The organism is Aeromonas rivipollensis (genome assembly GCF_037811135.1).
GTDB lineage: Bacteria > Pseudomonadota > Gammaproteobacteria > Enterobacterales > Aeromonadaceae > Aeromonas > Aeromonas rivipollensis.
Genome location: NZ_CP149130.1, coordinates 3,597,057 through 3,617,263, shown reverse-complemented (window position 1 = coordinate 3,617,263; position 20,207 = coordinate 3,597,057). Strand labels below are relative to the sequence as shown.

Here is a 20,207-nt window from a genome sequence, read left to right as displayed (position 1 = left end):
TCTCATCTATCAGCTAAATAGAAAAAGCCTATCGACCGAGGTCGAGACCACCAGATTGGGGACTTGCCTGGGGCCATGGCGGCGATAGAGTGTGCCTTTTGCCATGAAAAAGGAGCTTTCATGACCATCAATGCCAATATTTATGTGCTGTTCATCCTGCTGCTGATGATCGTCGCCGGCGTCGTGGCCTGGCGACTGGCCCGTCGCAAGAGCCGCCATCCTGTGCTTGTCACCTTCCTGTGCGTGCTGCTTTGCCTGGCACCGCCCTTTGCCATATTGGCCTTGCTTGTGCTGGCGCTCTGGCGGGATCTGCCCGTCCGGGCCTGAGTCGTCATCCCGGCAACGGCAGACAGAGAAAAGCCCCTTTCGGGGCTTTGTCATTTTTGTGAGCGGTGAGGGCTCAGTCGGATGCCTTGTTGAGCCACTCCACCCTGTACTGGGCGCCGGCGCCCTGGGCCAGTTTGGCACAGAGTGGCTTGAGGAAGGCTTCTATCTGCTCGGCCAGCATCCAGGGGGGGCTGACGATCAGCATGCCGGAACCGTTCATGCCCCAATCGGCGGTCTGACCGGCCACTTCCAGCTCGGCCACCAGGACGTTACCGAAGTTTTCCCGCTTGATCGCTTTGAGCATGTCGCGGGACTTGTCCGCCTCCTGCCCGAGGATGGGATACCAGAGGGCATAGATGCCGGTGGCCCAGCGCTTCTGCGCCTTTTTCAGGGTATCGACCACGGCGAAGTAATCTTCCTTGAGCTCATAGGGGGGGTCGATGAGCACCAGCCCCCGGCGCGGGGTGGGGGGCAGCAGGGCGACCAGCCCTTCGAAGCCGTCACGGTGGTGGACGGCGACGCGGGGGTCATAGCCCATGTTGGCGCGAAGATCCTCCACCTCGTTGTTGTGCAGCTCCATCAGCGCCAGCTTGTCCTGCTCGCGGGCGAGGCGGCGGGAGAGCTCCGGCGAGCCGGGGTAGTAGTGCAGCTCGCCGTTCTGATTCATCTCTTCGATGACGCCAAGATAGGGGGCCATGGCGGACCACTGGGCACGCTCGTCCCACAGGCGGCCTATGCCGTCAGCGTACTCCGCCTTCTTCTGGGACCAGTCGCCGCGCAGGTCATAGAGACCGCCGCCGGCATGGGTGTCCAGCACGATGAAGGGCTTCTCCTTCTTCTTGAGGGACTCGATGATCAGGGCCTGAACGGCGTGTTTCAGGACGTCGGCATGGTTGCCGGCGTGAAAGGCGTGGCGGTAGCTCAGCATATTAGGTCTCTGAGGGGGCCCTGCTGGGCACCCAGTAACGATAGGTAGTTCAACAAGTTGTGGCTCTTGCCACGAAACAGGGAGAGGCCGCGCAGGGTCTGCAGCAAGACCCCCTGTTGCAACCGCTCCAGCTCCAGCTCGTGGGCCAGCATGGCCTGGTACTCTTCCTCCGCCAGCCGCGCCTTGGCTTGCTGGCGCAGGGTGCGCCAGGGGAGCAGCACCGCCTCGGTCTGGACCAGGGCCGGTTGCAGATCGGTGAGATCGACCGGGATGCCGAGCAGATCTAGGTGGTGCAGCAAGAGCGCCAGATTGACGTTGCCCCCCAGCGTCTGCACGTTGAGCCAGTCCTGGCTGCGCTCACCATAGACCTTGCCGCTCCAGTGCCAGAAGCCGAGCGGCGTCGGCAGCTCGTGCACGGCGACCCGCTCGCTTGCCATCAGCTGTTCGTCACGCAAAGAAGGCCTGCTCCATGGTTTCCAGCTCCTCACAGAGGCTCATCCACTCCAGCTCCACCTCTTCCAGCTGCTCCTTGAGGGGGCCCTGGGACTTGAGCAGCTCGGAGAGCCTGGTTTTGGCGCTCTCTTCGTAGATGGCGGGGTCGGCCAGCTGGTTCTCGATGTCGCCTAGCTTGTCCTGCAGCTTCTCCATGCTGGCCTCGAGCTTCTCCAGCTTCTGGCGCAGGGGCCGGGTCTGCTGGCGGAACTGGGCCTCGAGCCGCTTCTGATCCTTGCGTGCCACCGCCGAGTTGGCGGAGACGGTGCCGTCCGTCGGCTTGGTGTTGGCCTCTTTCTCCTGCTCTCCGAGCCACTTGTGATAGTCATCCAGATCGCCGTCGAACGGCTCGACCCGGCCACCGTGGACCAGATAGAAGTCATCCGTGGTGGTGCGCAGCAGGTGACGGTCGTGAGAGACCACCACCATGGCGCCTTCGAAGCCTTGCAGCGCCATGGTCAGGGCGTGGCGCATCTCCAGATCCAGGTGGTTGGTCGGTTCATCCAAGAGCAGCAGGTTGGGCTTTTGCCAGGTGATGAGGGCCAGCACCAGCCGCGCCTTCTCGCCACCGGAGAAGGGGGCCACCTTGTCCAGCGCCTTGTCGCCGTGGAAGCCGAAGCTGCCGAGGTAGTTGCGCAGCTCCTGCTCGGACTTGTCCGGCGCGAGGCGGGCCAGGTGATCGAGGGGGGTATCGTCCAGACGCAGGGTTTCGAGCTGATGTTGGGCGAAGTAGCCGATGCTGACCCCGGCGCTCACCTCCAGCGTGCCCGACAGCGGCGCATTGGAGCCCGACAGCATCTTGATGAAGGTGGACTTGCCGGCGCCGTTGCGTCCCAGCAGGCCGATGCGCGAGCCCGGCACCAGGTTCATCTTTATCTTCTCCAGGATCACCTTGTCACCGTAACCGGCGCACAGGTTCTCCATGGCGATGAGGGGGGTCGGCAGGGCCGAGGGCTCGCGAAACTCGAAGCTGAACTCGGAGTCGGCGTGGGCGGGCAGGATCTTCTCCATCCGCTCCATGGCTTTCAGGCGGCTCTGGGCCTGGCGCGCCTTGGAGGCCTTGTAGCGGAAGCGGTCCACATAGGCCTGCATGTGGGACATCTCCCGCTGCTGCTTCTCGTACATGGATTGCTGCTGGGCCAGTTGCTCGGCGCGCTGCAACTCGAAGTCGGAGTAGCCGCCGGTGTATTCGTTGAGCTTGCCGTTCTCGATGTGGATGATGCGATTGATGACCGAATCGAGGAAGTCGCGGTCGTGAGAAATCAGCACCAGCGTGCCCTGGTAGCCCTTGAGCCACTTCTCCAGCCAGATGACGGCGTCGAGATCCAGGTGGTTGGTCGGTTCATCGAGCAGCAGCAGGTCGGAGCGGCAGAGCAGGGCCTGGGCCAGGTTCAGGCGCATGCGCCAGCCACCGGAGAAGCTCTTCACCGGCGAATCGAGCTGATCGCCACCAAAGCCCAGCCCGTGCAGCAGCTCGGCTGCGCGGGCGCGGATGCTGTAGGCACCGATGGTGTCGAGCCTGCCGTGCAGCTCGGCGACCAGAAGGCCATTGTCATCCTGCTCGGCCTGGGCCAGCTGGGCTTCCAGGGCGCGGAACTCCTTGTCGCCATCGACCACGTATTCGAGCGCGGAGCAGTCCAGCGCCGGGGTCTCCTGGGCCACGCCGGCAATCTGCCAGCCGGCGGGCAGGCTGAAGCTGCCGTTGTCGATGGCCAGCTCGCCCCGCACCAGAGCAAAGAAGGTGGACTTGCCACAGCCGTTCTTGCCCACCAGGCCCACCTTGTGGCCGGGGTGAATGGTGGCGGACGCGTTGTCCAGCAGCGTGCGGCCGCCGCGGATCAGTTCGATTTGACTGGCAACTATCATGGATGGATCTGCTTGGCTCAATGAAGGGGATAAACTGGCGCGGATCTTACGTGAAATGACTCGGATTTGCACTTGAGGCTGGGGGGCATGGCTGGCTGCGGCAAGAAAAACGTGCCATAACAGAGACATCTGTCAGGGGGCAGGAGGCTTCCATGTTGATTAAAGAGATCATGACGACCCGGGTTGCGACCGTTTCCATGGATGACCGGCTGGGTGTCATCAAGGCGATCTTCGAGCAGGCCCACTTTCGCCACCTGCTGGTGCTGGAAGAGGAAGTGCTGGTGGGGGTCATCTCGGACAGGGATCTGCTGCGCGCCCTCAGCCCCTATCTCGACACTGATGCCGAGATGAACCGCGACACCGAGACCCTCAACCGGCGGGCCCATCAGATCATGAGTCGCCAGCCCATCACCATCTCTCCCGAATCGACTTTGCAGGAGGCCAGCGCCATCATGCTGGAGCAACATGTCTCCTGTCTGCCGGTACTGGAAAACGGCGCCCTGGTCGGCATCGTCAGCTGGAAAGACCTGCTGCGCGTCATGCGGGACTGGCAACCTGCCTGAGGCCTCTTTGGGCTCGAGTGGAACCCGCTCCCTCAGGCTTTCATTGACCCCTCCTCGATATAACGCTCTGTCATACCTCGTCATGGCGTTTTCATTGTTCTGACTTTTCTATTTTGGTGGTTTAAAATTCCGCAATGACTTTTGTTTGCGACATTTAATGTCGCAGCAGGCAGGATAAATCGAGTATTTCTAATTAATCGGCCCCCTCTTCAGTTCCCATCAAGGTTCGCAGATCTACCCTAGGTCATCGGAAATGAACCCGATTCAAAATGACAACGACCGAGCACAGGTCTGGTTTACACCTCAGAGGAACGAACAATGAAAAAGACAGCATTGACGATGGCCATCTCCAGCCTGCTGCTGGCCGGTGGTGCACAAGCTTCTACCGTTTACAACCAGGATGGTACCAAGCTTGACATCGGTGGCCGTGTTCAAGGCATGTACTACGGTAGCGACAACGACGACGAGAGTGGCGATCAGAGCTACCTGCGTCTGCGCATCGGTGGTGAGACCCGCATCAACGAAGAAACCGTCGCCAACGGCTTCGTCGAGTACAACGTACCGACCAACAGCTCCGACAACGAGCTGCGTTATGCCTACGTTGGCATCAAGAACGATCGTTTCGGCGCCTTCAGCTACGGTCGTCAGGATGGTCTGATTGCCAAGGCCGTTAACGACTACACCGACGTTCTGCCGGAGTGGGGCGGAGATGGCCTGGGCAAGGGTACCGAAGTCTTCGGTACCGGTCGTACCAACGGCCTGGCTCAGTACCTCTACACCTTCGACGGCCTGGTGCTGGGTGCCCAGTTCACCGGCGAGAACGAAGCGCAGAACGAGAGCGCGTCCAGCTGGACCAAGGGCTCCGAAGAGGGCTACGCCCTGTCTGCCAACTACAACTTCGACATGGGCATCAGCCTGGGTCTGGCCTATAACCAGGCTGGCAAGACTGCCGACCAGGCTGCCAACGCCAACTTCGGTGGCAGCGAAGATGCCAAGCTGACCGCAGTCGGTATCAAGTACAACGCCAACAACCTGTACGCTGCCGCGACCTACGCCTATGGCGAAAATCACGTCTATGTGAGCCAGGCTGGCAACGACGGTTATGCCTCCGAGAGCAACGGCTACGAAGCCGTGGTTCAGTACACTTGGGGCCAATGGAAGCCGTCTCTGGCGTATAACCGCCTGGACGTGAAAGATTCCGACCAGAACCTGGATGACACCCTGACCGAGTACGTGTCCATCGGCGCCTGGTACAACATCAACGACAACTTCGACGTCTACGTTGATTACAAGGCCAACCTGCTGAGCAGCGACGGTACTGACGGGTACAACAAGTTTGGCCAGAACACCGACGACGTCGTTGGCGTGGCCATGCAGTACCACTTCTAAGTCGTCCCTGACTGCCTACTGTATTTTCAACCGGCCGCCTCGCGGCCGGTTTTTTTATGGGCGCAAAACCACGTTGTGCTCTTTCTCGGCCGCCAGGCCAATCCCGGGTTCAGCATTGTCCCCTCCTGGTCGATAACTCTCTTTGTCGGGTCGATGGCGATAAGGGGCTGCTGGCATGGGGCTATGGGGTGAGGATCACGCCCCGCGGTCAAGATCCTATCTTTTCTCGACCCTTTTCATTATTTCTATAGAGGCTTGCGTTGCTCCTGCCGGGGGAATGCGGGTCTAGTTGGCATGCTGGCGCCCCTCTGGCGGGGCGGCACTCGGGAAACGGACGTAAGGGCTTTATATGGCGAGCATATTGGATTCAGTGGATCAACGTACCCAGCTGGTGGGTGAGAATCGCCTGGAGTTGCTGATGTTCCGGTTGGGATCCCAGCAGCTGTTTGCGATCAACGTCTTCAAGGTGCGGGAGGTGGTGAAGCTGCCCCATCTCAACAAGATGCCGGGCTCCCATCACAACATCAGCGGGGTGGCGAACATCCGCGGCGTCTCCATTCCCGTCATCAACCTGCGCGGTGCCATCGGCATGCGCCCCATGGCGGTCGACAACGAGTCCAACCTCATCATCACCGAATACAACCGCACCATTCAGGGGTTCCTGGTGGGGCAGGTGGCCCACATCGTCAACATGACCTGGAAGGACATACTGCCGCCCCCCCGTTCGGCGGGGCGCGCCAACTACCTCACCGCCATCACCCGCATCCCGGAGGGCGGGGTCGATCAGATAGTCGAGATCATCGACGTGGAGAAGGTGCTGGCGGAGATCATCACCTATGACATCCGCATCTCGGCGGAGGTGCTGGACAAGGAGATCCTGCCCCAGATGCAGGGGCGCAAGGTGCTCATCGTCGATGACTCCAGCACGGCACGCAATCAGGTGCGCGAGACCCTCGCCCAGCTCGGCCTAGAGGTGATCGAATGCCAGGATGGGTTGCAGGCGCTCAAGCTGCTCAAGGGGTGGTGCGACGCGGGCAAGAAGGTGACCGACGAGATCATGCTGATGATAACGGACGCCGAGATGCCGGAGATGGATGGCTACCGCCTGACCCACGAGGTGCGCAGCGATCCGCGCATGGCCGATCTCTTCATCACCCTCAACACCTCCCTGAGTGGCAACTTCAACGAGGCCATGGTCAAGAAGGTGGGATGTGACCGCTTCATCTCCAAGTTCCAGCCTGATCTGCTGGTCGGGGTTACCCAGGAGCGCATGCGCCAGATCCTGGGGGTTTGAACCCGCATAGCCGGCTGCGTCGTGCCTTGCCAACTGACAGTCGAGCTGGCCTGCTGGCAGGGGGATTCAAGAATGCATGGGTCAGAACCTGAGGCTCTGGATCTGGCAAAGACAGATAGCAACGCACCCGCCTTGGCGGGTGCGTTTGTTTTTGGTGGGTTGGCAGCCAGCGTTCGCCCCTTGGGGTCACTGGGTCAGCAGGGGCTCGATGAAGCTCGCAACCCGGTCGCGGATCTGGGGCTGGGCCGCCGCCGTGGGGTGGAGCCCATCGTTCATCATGAGTTCAGGGCGCAGCACAATATCATCGATAAAGAAGGGCATCAGCGGCAGGTCATTGGCCTGCGCCAGCTCCGGGAAGATCTGCTCGAACTGCTGCAGGTAGCGGGCGCCATAGTTGCGGGGCAGCTGGATCTGGGTCAGTACCGTCTTCGCCTGGCTGGCCTTGGCCAGCGCCACCATTTTGGTGAGGTTGGCCCGGGTGATGGCGGGGGCAAAGCCGCGCAGGCCATCGTTGGCCCCCAGCTCGATCAGCACCCAGTCAGGCTTGTGCTCCTCGAGCAGGGCGGGCAGGCGGGCCAGCCCCCCCTGGGTGGTTTCACCACTGATGCTGGCGTTGATGAGCCTGTGCTCGCCACCCTGCTGCTGCCACTTCTCATTGAGCAGGGCAGGCCAGCTCTGCTCGGCCTGCATCTGGTAACCGGCGCTCAGGCTGTCCCCCAGTACCAGCAGGGTTTGCGCCTGGACCGATGAGATCCAGCAACACAGGCAACTCAAGACGAACAAGACACGGGTCATGCATTCAACTCCCAAGATCTATTGTCATTACAGGTTAAGGCAAACAGGAAACGCATCATGAGTTCAACGCCCATTATCACCGTCAGGGGGCTCGGCAAAACCGTTCGCCTCGGCCAGGAAAGTCTCACCATCCTTGAAGGGATCGATCTGCAAGTCAATACCGGCGAGACGCTGGCCCTGGTTGGCGCCTCCGGATCCGGCAAGTCCACCCTGCTCGGCCTGCTGGCCGGACTCGACCTGCCGAGCAGCGGCGAGATAGAGATCCTGGGCCAGTCCCTGACCCGGCTGGACGAGGAGGGGCGGGCCAGATTGCGCGCCGAGCAGGTGGGGTTCGTGTTCCAGTCCTTCCTGCTTTTGCCCACCCTGAGCGCCCTGGAGAACGTCATGCTGCCGGCCGAGCTGCGCGGCGAGACCGACTGTGAGCCCAGGGCCCGCGAGCTGCTCACCCAGGTCGGGCTGGCCGAGCGACTGCACCACCTGCCGCCGCGTCTGTCCGGGGGGGAACAGCAGCGGGTCGCCATCGCCCGGGCCTTTATGACCCGCCCCAGCCTGCTGCTGGCGGACGAGCCCACCGGCAACCTCGACAGCAAGACGGGGGAGACGGTGATCGAGCTGCTGTTTCGTCTCAACCTTGAGCACAACACCACCCTGGTGGTGGTGACCCATGATCATGAGCTGGCCCAGCGCTGCCAGCGGCAGCTGGTGATGGCGGCGGGACGGCTGGAGGCAGATGCGCCAGTATCTGAAGCCACCTTGGCTCCCCGTGTCAGGGAGCTGTCATGAGCCAGTGGAGAAAGAACCGCCCGGGACGGTCAGGGCTTGTGCTGGCGCCGGGCATGGGGAGCAAGTCATGAGTCAATGGAGACTGGGTTTCAAGCTGCTGCGCCGGGAAGGGTTCAGCGGCGAGCTGCGCTGGTTCGTGCTGGCGCTGGCCCTGAGCGTGGCCTGCGTGCTGAGCGTGGCCCTGGTGGCGGACCGGCTGGATGCGGGGCTCAAGGCCTCGGGCCGCGACTTCATCGGGGCGGATCGGGTGCTGCGCTCCGCCACACCGGCGCCCGAAGCCTGGCTCGCCCAGGCGACGCAGGAGGGGCTCCTCGTCCAGACCACGGTCAGCTTCAACAGCATGCTGTTTCACGGCGACGGCCTGCAACTGGCGTCCATTCGCGCCGTGCCGAGCGATTTCCCCTTCTATGGCAAGCTGGAGCTGATGCCCCAGCGTGCTCCTGCGCCCGGGGAGATCTGGCTCTCCGCCCGGGTGATGCAGTTGCTCGGCGCCAAACTCGGGGACGAGCTGGAGGTCGGCAACACCAGATTGAAGGTGGCGGGGGAGCTGGGCCAGGAGCCGGACCAGGGCTTCAGCCCCTTCCAGATGGCGCCAAGGGCGCTGATCCACAGCGCCGATATAGAGGCGACCGGCGCCCTCCTGCCGGGCAGCCGCCAGCAGTGGCGCTATCTCATCAAGGGGCCCCGGGAGGGGATCGCCCGCTATGAGCGCTGGCTGACGTCCAGACTCACCGCCGGGCAGAAGCTGATCAAGCCCGACGATCAGGGCTCCCAGGTCGGCAAATCCCTGGCCAATGCCGAGCGCTTCTTCCGCCTGGCGTCCCTGGCTGGCGTGCTGCTGGGGGCCCTGGCCATGGGCATAGCGGTGCGCCACTTCGCCGAGCGCCAGACCAACATGGTGGCGCTGCTCAAGACGCTGGGGGCGTCACGGCGTACCCTCTGGCAACTGATGGGGACCCTCCTCGCCTCCCTGACCCTGATAGGTGCCCTGATCGGCCTGGTGGCGGGGAGCGCCATGCAGTGGCTGACGCTGCAACTGCTGGGGGATCTGCTGCCAGCTGATCTGCCACCGCCCTCCTGGCGTCCCTTTGCCCTGGGTCTGGCGGTCGCCTTCTTCATCACCCTGCTGCTGGCCTTCATCCCCTTCCTGCGCCTGCTCAAGGTGCCGCCGCTGCGGGTGCTGCGCCGGGAGCTGGAGGCGGGCATTCCTCCCTGGCTGACGGTGCCCGTGGGCCTGCTCGGTCTGTTCGCTCTGGTCTGGGGCTTTACCGCCGATGCCAGGCTGGCGCTCGGTCTCATCGGGGGCATGGGGCTGCTGATGGTGCTGCTGGCGCTGCTGGCCTCCGGGTTGCTGCGACTCGGTGGTCGGCTCAAGGGGCCTCATGCCCTGCGTCTGGCCATCAGCCACCTCTCCCGCGAGCGCGGCAGCGGTCTGTTCCAGCTGGCGGGCTTTGCCCTGGCGCTCATGCTGTTCGGGCTGCTGTGGGCGGCGCGGGTCGATCTGCTGGATGATTTTTCCGCCCGTCTGCCCGCGGATGCCCCCAACCGCTTCCTGGTCAATGTGGCCGACGGGGAGCGCGACGGCATACTGGCGGACCTGCACAAAGCCGGTGCCATCACCTCGGACTTCTATCCCATGGTGCGCGGGCGCCTGACCCGGATCGCCGGTCAGGCGGTGGGTGAGGATGCGGCCCGGGAGGGGGTGAACCGCGAGCTCAACTTCACCACTACTACAACCCTGCCCCCCGACAACAAGGTCACCTCGGGCCAATGGCTCGGCGGCAAGGGGGAGGTCTCCGTCGACGAGGTGCTGGCGGGCCAGCTCGGCATCGCTCTGGGGGATGCCCTCAGCTTCACCATAGAGGGGCGCAGCTTCGAGGCCAGGGTGACCAGCCTGAGGTCCATCAAGTGGGACAACATGAGACCCAACTTCTACATGATCTTCTCGGCGGACGTGCTGGCCCCCTTCTCCCAGACCTGGCTTGGCAGCTATCGCCTGCCGCCACAAGGACGCAGTGCCGAGGTGGAGCTTATCCGCCGCCACCCCACTGTGAGTCTCATCGATGTGGAGGATCTGATAGGGCGGCTGACTGTGGTCTCGGATCAGGTGAGCCGGGCGTTGGGGCTGATGCTGGGGCTGGTGACTGTGGCCGCCCTGCTGGTGCTGCTGACCCAGACCCAGGCCAGCATGGCCGCCCGGCGCCGGGAGCTGCTGCTGATGCGCACCCTGGGGGCGGGCAGCAAACTGCTGGAGAAGATGTTGCGCTGGGAGCTGGTGGCCAGTGGCGCCCTGGCGGGGCTGTGCGCCGCCATGGTGGTGGAGCTCTGCTCCTTTGGCCTGCAGTGGTGGTGGTTCGATGGCCAGTGGCAGTTCCACTGGGCCATCTGGGCCGGCCTGCCCTTGCTGGGGGCCCTGCTGGTGACCCTGGCCGGTCAGGGCATGCGCCGCCAGCTGCTGGCGGGCACCCTGAGCGACCGGCTAAGAGGCCTGGGGCAGGGGCTGCTGTAGGTTCGATTAGCCACAAAGTGGCGTAATCGGACTAACGGGGATGCTGATGCTTGGTTGCCAGCTACGCGAGCGTTCGAGGACTAATCGACCCTGCACCCTGCTCTCAAAAAGCGCCCAGCCTTGGCCGGGCGCTTTTTTATGGATCTCAGCGCGGGGGCAACAGCAGGTTGCCGAGGGCCTCGGGGAGCGCCGGATAGGTGAAGTGGAACCCCGCCTCCTGCAGCCGTGCGGGAAGGATGTGCTGGCCGGTGAGCAGCAGATCGGCTGCCTCGCCCATCAGCAGTCGAAGCACCTGGGCTGGCACGAAGAAGAGGTGTGGGCGATGGAGTGTGCTGGCCAGGGTCTGGCTGAACTGGCGATTGCTGACCGGCTGCGGGGCCGTGCCATTGAAGATCCCCTCGCACTCGTCGTGCTCGAGGAGAAACAGCATGGCCCGCACCAGATCCTGCACGTGGATCCAGCTCATCATCTGGGTGCCCGGGCCCATGGGGCCGCCGAGCCCCAGCCGATAGGGGGGCAGCATCCTGGGCAGGGCGCCCCCATCGGTGCCGAGCACCAGGCCGATGCGCACTATGCAGACCCGGGTCTGGGGGCTGCGAGCCTGCAGGGCCAGCTGCTCCCACCGCTGGCAGAGGCGGTGGGTGAACTCGTCGTGGGGATGGTGGCAGCGCTCGTCCAGGGGCTCATCCCCCTGGCGGCCATACCAGCCGATGGCGGAGGCGTTCAGCAGCAATCTGGGCGGCGTGCTGGAGAGCTTGACCAGATCCACCAGTTGCTCGGTCAGCAGCCAGCGGCTGTTGCACAGCAACTGCTTGCGGGATTCGCTCCAGCGGCCACTGGCGATGGGCTCGCCGGCCAGGTTGATGACGATGTCCACATCGTTGAGGTGGTCCAGCCGGTCCAGGTTGTCCAGCAGAGTGACGTCATGGCCGAGCAGCTCGTAGGCCCGGCTGCCCTGGCGGGTCAGCACCACCACCTCGTGTTGCACCTTGAGGTGTGCCACCAGGCGGCGGCCGATAAAGCCCGTTCCTCCCGTGATCAGTATTTTCATGTCCTGCCTCCCTGATGGCTGTTGGCTCTACTCTAGAGGCTGGGCACTGGATGGACAAGCTCCTGTTTTTATGAGCATTATAAATTCACTGTGGCACCGCTTCGTACGCCTTGTGCCAGGGGGGCCTGGCGCTGGCGCAAGGCAGCGGGCCTGGATGGGGAGTGGGGCTTGCCTCCCAGAGCGGGCCCCATCCGGATTTCACCAGAGCGCATCATCATTACTTGCCAAGCGGGCGGCAGCGGGTAAACTCGCCTGCTTTTTCGCCGTGACCATGAGGACGGTTATGCCATTTCGTCGTTTAAGGGTGCGTCAATTCTATGTCCGGCTGGCCTGTGCCCTGCTGGCGGGTCTGCTGCCCATGGTGCTGGGGCTCGCCATCATCGTCTGGCAGACCGCCACCGGGGTGCGGCAGGATGCGGTGGAGCGGTTGCAACACGCCAGGCTGATGTTTGACCGCACCCTGGACAACGCCCAGCTGGCGGCATCGGCCCTTGCAGGCAGTCTGAACAAGCCCTGCCTCGAGGTGGTTCAGGGGCTGCGGGATCAGGTGGCGACAGTGCCGGATGTGCGCAGCGTCAACCTGGCCGAGGGCTCTACCATCTACTGCACCTCCCTCTATGGCCCGGTCAGCGGGGAGTTCCAGCTGGACGACTACGTGGGTGGCAAGCTGGATCTCATGAAGGGCAACCCCGTCACCCCGAATCGCCCCCTCATCGTCTACCGGGAGGAGATGGGCACTTTCAGCGTGCTGGTGGGCATAGATGGCTACTACCTGCTCAACATTCTGGACATGCTGAGTCGCAACTCCCCCCTCGGGCTGGTGGTGGGTCAGAAGATGCTGTTGCGGGATAGTCAGCTTACCGACCGTCTCATCCCGTCGGACAGCCAGGGCTATCTGGAAGAGATCTCGAGCAAGTATCCGTTCAAGGTGGTGACCAAGGTATCGGTCGATGAGTACGGCGCCCACATCTGGGACTACTCCAAGGTCGGCATCATAGTCTATCCCTTGCTGAGCGTGCTGTTCGGGGTGGGGATCTTCTGGCTGATGGGGCGCTCGACCTCCCCGACCCAGGAGCTGAAGCGGGCGCTGGATCAGCAGGAGTTCATCCCCTATCTGCAACCCGTGGTGACGGGGGAGGATGCGCACTGGTGCGGCTGCGAGGTGCTGATGCGCTGGCAGCATCCCCGTCAGGGCATGATCTCGCCGGATCGCTTCATTCCGCTCGCGGAAGACAGCGGCCTCATAGTCCCCATGACCCGGCTGCTGATGGCCCAGGTGCGCGAGCAGTTTGCCGACAAGGTGCACAGCTTGCCGCGAGGGTTCCACTTCGGCTTCAACATCACCGCCAGCCACTGCAAGGATCTGAGCCTGCTGGATGATTGCCGGGACTTCATCAACGCCTTCAAGGCGAACCCCATCAAGCTGGTGCTGGAGTTGACCGAGCGGGAGCTGATAGTGGCGGACGAGACGACGGACCGGCTCTTTGCCGAGCTGCACCAGCTCGGCGTCTTCATCGCCATCGACGACTTCGGCACCGGCCACTCCAGCCTGACCTATCTGCAGCAATTCCAGGTGGACTTCCTCAAGATCGATCAGAGTTTCGTCGGCATGATTGGCTCGGATGCGCTCTCCAGCCACATCGTCGAGAACGTCATCGATCTGGCGACCCGGCTCGGCCTGCTGCTGGTGGCGGAAGGGGTGGAGAACCAGGTGCAGGCCGATTACCTGAAGGAGCGCCAGGTGAACTTCCTGCAGGGCTACCTCTATGGCAGGCCCATGCCGATGACGGCCTTTGCCAGCCTGCTGTCCACCCAGAAGCCCCCGTCAGCCTGAGGGGCGCACCAAGGTGCTTGGCGCCAATGGCTTGCCCGCCCGCTGTTCGCCCGCTCACAGGGGCTGACGGCGAGACATAAAAAAACCAGCGACCTGGATCGCTGGTTTTTTTCATCCCCGGAGGGCTCAGAGCATGCGGGACAGGGCGCGGCAGAGGCGCTTGATGCCCTCTTCCGTGGTGGCCTCATCCACACAGGAGAAGCTCAGGCGCAGGGTGTTCTGGATCTCGGGGCGCACATAGAAGGGGGCGCCGGGCACGAAGGCGACCTTCTCCTTGATCGCCTCGTCGAACAGGGCCATGGCGCTGACGCTGGGCGGCAGGGTCAGCCAGAGGAACATGCCCCCTTGTGGGCGGGTGTAGCTGACGCCGGGCGGGCAGTGACGGGTCAGGGCGGCCTCCATGGCAGCCCGCTGGCGGCCGTAGACCTCCTTGATCTTCTCCAGATGAGCGTCGAGGGAGTGATCGGTCAGGAAGCGGTGCAGCACCTGCTGGCTGAAGGCGTTGCTGTGCAGATCCGTGGCCTGTTTGGCGATGGTAACCTTCTTGCGCAACCAGTCCGGCACCAGCATCCAGCCCAGACGGAAGGCGGGCACCACCGTCTTGGAGAAGGAACCGAGCAGCACTGTGTTGTTCGGCGCCAGCTTGGCGATGGGGGGCAGGTGCTCCCCCTCGAAGCGCAGCTCGCCGTATGGATCGTCTTCCACCATCAGCAGATCGTGGCGCACCAGCCGCTCGGCCAGGGCCTCGCGGTTGGCACGGCTGTAGGAGACCCCGCTCGGGTTCTGGAAGTTCGGCACGCCGTACAGCAGCCTGGCGCTGGAGCCCTGCTCCAGCAGCGCATCCAGCGCGGCCAGATCCAGTCCCTCTTCCCCCAGGGTGATGGGCTTGAAGTTCGGTTGATAGACGGAGAACGCCTGGATGGCGCCCAGGTAGCCCGGCTCTTCGATGATGAGATCCTGCCCTTCGTCGATCAGCACCTTGCCCAGCAGATCCAGCGCCTGCTGGGAGCCGCTGGTGATGAGAATGTTGTCCGGGTTGACCACCATGCCGTGGCGGCTCAGGTAGCGTTCGGCGATGTACTGGCGCAGCGGGGCGAACCCTTCGGTGGTGGCGTATTGCAGCGCCGCGGCGCCCTGCTCGCGCAGCACGTCCTGGCAGGCTTGCTCGATGGCCTTGACCGGGAACAGGTGGGGATTGGGCAGGCCGCCGGCGAAGGAGATGATCTCCGGATTGGCGGCGACTTTCAGGATTTCACGGATAAAGGAAGGCTCGACCTTCTCGAAGCGCTGGGCAAAAAACGGCTGCATAGGGTTCTCTCTGACTAGGTGGCGGTCGCTCCATTCAACCGCCAGGTTATCCGTTTGTATCAGATTTCAGAAATGAGGCAATGGCTGTCACAAAAATCCATAAAAAAGGGCAGGTTTGGCACCTGCCCGAATTTTATCGTCTCTACCCTGGCCGGGGGCGCAAAAACCCCTGTCAGGTGTTCATCTGCCCTGAGCCTGGAGCCTTGGTTCTTTCAGCTTGAAGACGCAGCTCATCGGCTCGGTGCTTAGAGCCCGGGTTCTTTCAGGAAACTGATCATCAGATCCGTGTTGGCGCCCAGTTGCTGCTGGACCCGGCCCGGGAACAGCTCGGCCATCTTGTCGAGGCGGTCGTGCTCTGTGTGCCAGATCTTGCCCCACTGGGTCTCGCTGTCCCGATCGCAGGCGCTCTTGCTGGCCTCGTCGTAGCAGTCCCACAGCGCCGGGTTGGTGCTCTGGGAGTAGCCGTCATAGCCATCTTCCCCGTTGATGGTGAAGTTGGTGGCTTCCACGTAGGCGATGGGCACCCCCAGGCAGGCAAAAGGCGCATGATCCGACCAGCTGCCGGTCTCTCCTTCCGGGTAGCCGCCGTAGCTGGGGTGGATGGCGAACGGGGTGGCACTCTGTTTGGAGATGGCCAGCAGGCGGTCGCGTACCTTGGGATCGAAGCTGTAGCGGCCCGGCTCGGGGCAGTTGTACTCGGCCACGTCGGAGTGGGCGGAGTGGACGTAGACGATGTCACCCCCGGCTATGGTGTCGTAGTTCACCATGGCCAGCAGCTTGGCGACGGCGTCGCCATCGAGGCTGGCGGCATAGGCCTTGGAGCCGTTGAGGCCGTTCTCCTCCGCCCCGAAGAAGGCGAAGCGCACCGTGTAGGGCAGGGTCTGATCCTTGAGCGCCTCGGCGACCGCCAGCAGGGCCGCGACACCGGCGCCGTTGTCGGTGGCACCTTCGGAACCCTTCTTCTCGCCTGTGCTGTCGTAGTGGGCACCGATGAGGATCACCTTGTCACTCTGGCCCTTGAGCTCTGCGATCAGGTTCTGGGAGTGCTTCTCGGTGTCGCTTCGGGTGTAGGTGAAAGGCTGGTTCTGCACCTCGTAGCCCCAGCCGGTCAGATGGTCCTGGATCCAGGCGGCGGCGCGGGTCTCGGCCTCGGTGCTCGTGGGCCTGGCACCTATTCCCTCGGCACTCGAGCTCAGCTGCACCAGGTATTCATAGGCCTGGGTGGCAGGGGCGGGGGGCTGGGAGTCATTGTCCGAGGGGTTGCACCCGGCCAGCAGGGCCGAGATGGCGAGGGTCAAAAGGGCTTTTTTCATACTGCAATCCTTTGTTGTGTATGGTTTTATTTTTCCGCGTCAGGATGCACCTGACGCCCCGCAGATTCTGTGAAGGGGGTGGCATTTGTCAACCGCAGTGGCGGAATTGGTCAGTCAGGGGGGATTTGTTTTGCGAAACACTTGCGCCTTGGGCCTATCTTGGGATAATTCGCTCCCCTGTTTTTGCCGATTGATGAAATAACGAACCACCCAGGTCGGCCTAAACCCGGATTGACCCCGGTTCTGTTACCCGGATTGATGAAATAACGAGACAATTATGCCTGTGACCCAAGATGTATTTAACGAAGACGGCAAGTTCATGCGCAAGATCCGCAGCTTCGTCCGTCGCGAAGGCCGCCTGACCAAAGGGCAGGAGAAGGCCCTGGAAGAGCTCTGGCCGGTCATGGGCATCGATTTCGCACCACAGCCCCTCGACATGGTGGCGCTGTTTGGCCGCGAAGCCCCGGTGGTGCTGGAAATCGGCTTCGGCATGGGCGCCTCCCTGGTGGAGATGGCCAGGAATGCCCCCGAGAAGAACTTCATCGGCATAGAGGTGCACTCCCCTGGCGTGGGTGCCTGCCTCGGCACTGCCCAGGAAGCGGGCGTCACCAACCTGCGGGTGATCTGTCACGATGCGGTGGAAGTGCTGGAGCACATGATCCCGAATGGCTCGCTCTCCTGCCTGCAGCTCTTCTTCCCGGATCCCTGGCACAAGAGCCGCCACCACAAGCGCCGCATAGTGCAGCCGGCCTTTGCCCAGGACATCCGCCAGAAGCTCGCCATCGGTGGTGTCTTCCACATGGCCACCGACTGGGAAAACTACGCCGAGCACATGCTGGAAGTGATGAGCGCCGCCGAGGGTTACGAGAACACCTCCGCCACTGGCAACTGGGTGCCCCGCCCCGACTGGCGTCCGCTGACCAAATTCGAACAACGTGGCCATCGTCTGGGCCACGGGGTCTGGGATCTGATTTTCAAGCGTGTCAGCTGAGCTGGCACGTCAACTCGCGTATCCACTAACTTGAGGAGCTATCATGGCCAATCGTAGCCGCCGTCTGCGTAAGAAACTGCGCGTCGATGAATTCCAGGAAATGGGTTTCGACATCAGTTTCAACTTCCCGGTCGGCACTGCCGAAGAGACCATCGATGCGGTAGTCGATGCGATGATCGATGAGGTTGTTGAACCCCGCAAGCTGGCTTTCGCCGGTTCAGGCCACCTGTCCTGGGAAGGGATGATCTGCACCCAGCAGCTGGGCAAGTGCACCGAAGAGGACCGCGCCGCCGTCAAATCCTGGCTGGAAGGCAAGGGGATGGAGGCCGTGGTGGTCACCGAGCTGTTCGATCTCTGGTACGGTGAGCCGGCCTGATATTTGACTGCCTCTCGGGCAGATAGAAAATCCCGCCGCCGGCGGGATTTTTGTCGGTGAGCCTCGCCTCACCTCGTCTCACGTCATGGAACCGTCGATGGTGTTGTCATCCGAATTACTGGCCAGCATCCTGGAAGAGGTGCGCCCGCTGCTCGGGCAGGGCAAGGTGGCCGATTACATTCCCGCGCTGGCGCAGGTGCCGGCGGACAGACTAGGGATCGCTGTCTGCACAGTGGAGGGGGAGCTGTTCACCGCCGGTGACGCCTTCGAGCCCTTCTCCATCCAGAGCATCTCCAAGGCCCTGAGCCTGACCCTGGCGCTCACCCTCTATCAGGAGGAGGAGATCTGGGCCCGGGTGGGCAAGGAGCCGTCAGGTCAGCCGTTCAACTCCCTGGTGCAGCTCGAGTTCGAGCACGGCATTCCCCGCAACCCTTTCATCAATGCCGGTGCCCTGGTGGTGAGCGATCTGCTTGAGACCCGGCTCACCGCCCCGCGCCAACGCACCCTGGAGCTGGTGCGACGCCTGTGCGGCAATCCGGCCATCATGGCGGACCAGGTGGTGGCCCGCTCCGAGTATCAGCACGCCGCCCGCAACGCCGCCATCGCCTATCTGATGAAGGCCTATGGCAACTTCGAGAACGAGGTGGACAAGGTGTTGCAGAGCTACTTCAATGCCTGTGCCATCCGCATGAGCTGCGTCGATCTGGCCCGGGCCTTCATCTATCTGGCCAACCGCGGCGTGCCGCTCGGCGAGAGCACACCGCTCTTGCCTGCCCGCACCACCAAGCAGGTCAACGCTCTGCTCGCCACCTGCGGCCTCTATGACGAGGCTGGCGACTTCGCCTACCGGGTCGGCATGCCGGGCAAGTCCGGCGTGGGGGGGGGCATCATGGCGCTGATCCCAGGTGAGCTGGTGGTCTGCGTCTGGTCCCCCGAACTCAACAAGGCGGGCAACTCCCTGGCGGGCACGGCGGCGCTGGAGCTGCTGGCCGAGCGCCTCGGCCGCTCCATTTTTTAACTTTGTTCACTATGCATCGAGACAACATCATGAAACGAATGACTGGACTGTGGCGAAGCGGCCTGGCCGCCTTGCTGCTCTGGTGTGCCTGGCCCGCCCTGGCCGCCGAACTGCCTCCTCTCTCCCTGGCCGATGCCAAGGCGAAGCAGGCCGTGATCCTGGATATCCGCCCCAGCTACTTCTACCAGGGCTGGCCCATGGCGGGCGAGCAGCAGGGGGGCCACGTGGCTGGCGCCGAGAACCTCTCCGCCGAGTGGAAATACAGTGACGAGGAGTGGCCCAAGGCGCTCGCGAGCAAGGGGCTGAAGGCCGACCTGCCGGTCGCCCTCTACGGCGCCCCGCGGGAAGTGGCCGAGGTGGCCCGCTTGCTGCGCCAGCAGGGTATCAAGCAGCTGTTCGAGCTGCAGGGCTGGCAGAGTGCGCCGCGCGAGCACCTGGCCCGCTGGCAGCAGCTGGTCTACCCGCTCTGGCTTGCCGACCTGCAGGCCGGCAAGCCGGTGGCGGCCGCCCCCAAGGGGGACTGGAAGCTGTTCGAGGTGGATTGGGGCTCGCCCAAGGCCTACTTGCTGAGCCATATCCCGGGGGCCGGTTACATCGACACCAACCGCCTGGAAGAGGAGCCGCTGTGGAACAAGGTGTCTGACGAAGCCCTCAAGCAGTTGCTGCTGGAAAACGGCATCCGCCACGACACCACCGTCATCCTCTACGGTCGCAACACCATGGCGGCGGCCCGTGCCGCTCACCTGATGATGTATGCCGGGGTGGAAGACGTGCGCCTGCTGGACGGCGGTCTGGATGCCTGGTTCGTGCAGCACCTGCGCACCGAGACCGGCCTGGCCAACAAGTTTGAGCCGGTGAAGGAGTTTGGCGTGACCATTCCGGCTCACCCCGAGTATTACACCACCCTGGACCAGGCCAAGGCGCTGCTCAAGCAGCCCGATAGCGCCCTGGTCAGCGTGCGCACCTGGGACGAGTTTGTCGGCAATACCTCAGGCTACAGCTACATCAAGCCCAAGGGCGACATCCCGGGGGCCAAGTGGGGTCACGGCGGCGTGGATGCCAACAGCATGAGCGACTTCCACAACCCGGACGGCACCATGAAACCGGCCCGCGAGATCCTCGCCATGTGGGACCAGTGGGACATAGAGCCCACCCAGCAGGCCGCCTTCTACTGCGGCACCGGCTGGCGCGCCTCCGAGGCCTTCTTCTACGCCTGGCTGATGGACTGGAAGCGGATCAGCGTCTACGACGGCGGCTGGTACGAGTGGAGTTCAGACCCCAAGAACCCCACAGTCACCGGTGAGCGCAAGCCACAGGGCTGATCGCAGAGATCGTGCGCCAGAAACAAAAAAGCACCTTCATGGAAGGTG

18 protein-coding genes are annotated in these 20,207 nt (G+C 63.2%); 11 read left to right on the top strand and 7 right to left on the bottom strand.

All coding sequences use genetic code 11. The annotated features are described in order from the left end of the window. Positions 1–120 precede the first annotated feature (120 nt). Entirely contained in the window at positions 121–327 is a 207-nt protein-coding gene (locus WIR04_RS16425) for a hypothetical protein (protein WP_338888327.1), read from the top strand. A 73-nt stretch (positions 328–400) separates the two neighbouring features. Here WIR04_RS16425 and WIR04_RS16420 read toward each other — a convergent pair whose 3' ends face one another. The 3 genes from WIR04_RS16420 to WIR04_RS16410 are packed head-to-tail and all read right to left on the bottom strand — an operon-like array spanning position 401 to position 3,613. After that, positions 401–1,255: a 23S rRNA (adenine(2030)-N(6))-methyltransferase RlmJ gene (locus tag WIR04_RS16420; protein ID WP_338888325.1), complete on the bottom strand. Its 855-nt coding sequence runs from the start codon at positions 1,253–1,255 to the stop codon at positions 401–403. Further along, the gene (locus tag WIR04_RS16415) at positions 1,249–1,710 is read right to left on the bottom strand and encodes a DUF2390 domain-containing protein (RefSeq protein WP_162627311.1); all 462 of its coding nucleotides are present in this window, start codon (positions 1,708–1,710) and stop codon (positions 1,249–1,251) included. Before WIR04_RS16415 ends, WIR04_RS16420 begins: the two co-directional genes overlap by 7 nt. Continuing rightward, entirely contained in the window at positions 1,703–3,613 is a 1,911-nt protein-coding gene (locus WIR04_RS16410) for an ABC transporter ATP-binding protein (protein ID WP_338888322.1), read from the bottom strand. Before WIR04_RS16410 ends, WIR04_RS16415 begins: the two co-directional genes overlap by 8 nt. A 152-nt stretch (positions 3,614–3,765) precedes the next feature. Between WIR04_RS16410 and WIR04_RS16405 the strand changes: the two genes are divergently transcribed. The 3 genes from WIR04_RS16405 (at position 3,766) to WIR04_RS16395 (ending at position 6,859) form a co-directional block, all read left to right on the top strand. Next, positions 3,766–4,176: a CBS domain-containing protein gene (locus WIR04_RS16405; protein WP_338888320.1), complete on the top strand. Its 411-nt coding sequence runs from the start codon at positions 3,766–3,768 to the stop codon at positions 4,174–4,176. A 318-nt stretch (positions 4,177–4,494) separates the two neighbouring features. Next, complete coding sequence (locus WIR04_RS16400) at positions 4,495–5,565, top strand: porin (protein ID WP_338888318.1); 1,071 nt, start codon at positions 4,495–4,497, stop codon at positions 5,563–5,565. 349 nt (positions 5,566–5,914) lie between these two features. Then, complete coding sequence (locus WIR04_RS16395; RefSeq protein WP_025325911.1) at positions 5,915–6,859, top strand: chemotaxis protein CheW; 945 nt, start codon at positions 5,915–5,917, stop codon at positions 6,857–6,859. 186 nt (positions 6,860–7,045) lie between these two features. On the opposite strand, the gene WIR04_RS16390 is transcribed toward WIR04_RS16395, so the two are convergent. After that, positions 7,046–7,654 (bottom strand): arylesterase, encoded by a 609-nt coding sequence (locus WIR04_RS16390; protein WP_307766494.1) that lies wholly within the window; start codon positions 7,652–7,654, stop codon positions 7,046–7,048. 57 nt (positions 7,655–7,711) lie between these two features. Here WIR04_RS16390 and WIR04_RS16385 point away from each other — a divergent pair, with 57 nt between their 5' ends. Together WIR04_RS16385 and WIR04_RS16380 are read left to right on the top strand one after the other, a co-directional pair. Then, positions 7,712–8,437 (top strand): ABC transporter ATP-binding protein, encoded by a 726-nt coding sequence (locus tag WIR04_RS16385; RefSeq protein ID WP_025325913.1) that lies wholly within the window; start codon positions 7,712–7,714, stop codon positions 8,435–8,437. A 67-nt stretch (positions 8,438–8,504) separates the two neighbouring features. Continuing rightward, a complete protein-coding gene (locus WIR04_RS16380) occupies positions 8,505–10,946 on the top strand; it encodes an ABC transporter permease (RefSeq protein ID WP_338888313.1) in 2,442 nt (813 codons plus the stop codon). A 145-nt stretch (positions 10,947–11,091) separates the two neighbouring features. Here WIR04_RS16380 and WIR04_RS16375 read toward each other — a convergent pair whose 3' ends face one another. After that, a complete protein-coding gene (locus WIR04_RS16375) occupies positions 11,092–11,997 on the bottom strand; it encodes a TIGR01777 family oxidoreductase (RefSeq protein WP_307766491.1) in 906 nt (301 codons plus the stop codon). A gap of 283 nt (positions 11,998–12,280) precedes the next feature. Between WIR04_RS16375 and WIR04_RS16370 the strand changes: the two genes are divergently transcribed. Continuing rightward, the gene (locus WIR04_RS16370) at positions 12,281–13,831 is read left to right on the top strand and encodes an EAL domain-containing protein (protein ID WP_338888311.1); all 1,551 of its coding nucleotides are present in this window, start codon (positions 12,281–12,283) and stop codon (positions 13,829–13,831) included. Between the two features lie 126 nt (positions 13,832–13,957). Here the strand turns inward: WIR04_RS16370 and WIR04_RS16365 are convergent, their stop codons facing one another. Beyond that, the gene (locus WIR04_RS16365) at positions 13,958–15,139 is read right to left on the bottom strand and encodes a PLP-dependent aminotransferase family protein (protein WP_338888309.1); all 1,182 of its coding nucleotides are present in this window, start codon (positions 15,137–15,139) and stop codon (positions 13,958–13,960) included. A 245-nt stretch (positions 15,140–15,384) separates the two neighbouring features. Continuing rightward, positions 15,385–16,452: a M28 family metallopeptidase gene (locus WIR04_RS16360; RefSeq protein WP_338888307.1), complete on the bottom strand. Its 1,068-nt coding sequence runs from the start codon at positions 16,450–16,452 to the stop codon at positions 15,385–15,387. A 277-nt stretch (positions 16,453–16,729) separates the two neighbouring features. Here WIR04_RS16360 and trmB point away from each other — a divergent pair, with 277 nt between their 5' ends. From trmB to WIR04_RS16340, 4 genes are all read left to right on the top strand, one after another. Beyond that, positions 16,730–17,443, top strand: coding sequence for a tRNA (guanosine(46)-N7)-methyltransferase TrmB (trmB, locus tag WIR04_RS16355; RefSeq protein WP_139436010.1), 714 nt, complete (start codon positions 16,730–16,732; stop codon positions 17,441–17,443). Between the two features lie 43 nt (positions 17,444–17,486). Then, on the top strand, positions 17,487–17,819 hold the full coding sequence (locus tag WIR04_RS16350) for a YggL family protein (protein WP_420883430.1): 333 nt from the start codon (positions 17,487–17,489) through the stop codon (positions 17,817–17,819). 97 nt (positions 17,820–17,916) lie between these two features. Then, on the top strand, positions 17,917–18,837 hold the full coding sequence (gene glsB, locus WIR04_RS16345; protein WP_338888303.1) for a glutaminase B: 921 nt from the start codon (positions 17,917–17,919) through the stop codon (positions 18,835–18,837). 38 nt (positions 18,838–18,875) lie between these two features. Next, positions 18,876–20,159 (top strand): rhodanese-like domain-containing protein, encoded by a 1,284-nt coding sequence (locus tag WIR04_RS16340; protein WP_420883466.1) that lies wholly within the window; start codon positions 18,876–18,878, stop codon positions 20,157–20,159. The last annotated feature ends 48 nt before the right edge of the window (positions 20,160–20,207 follow it).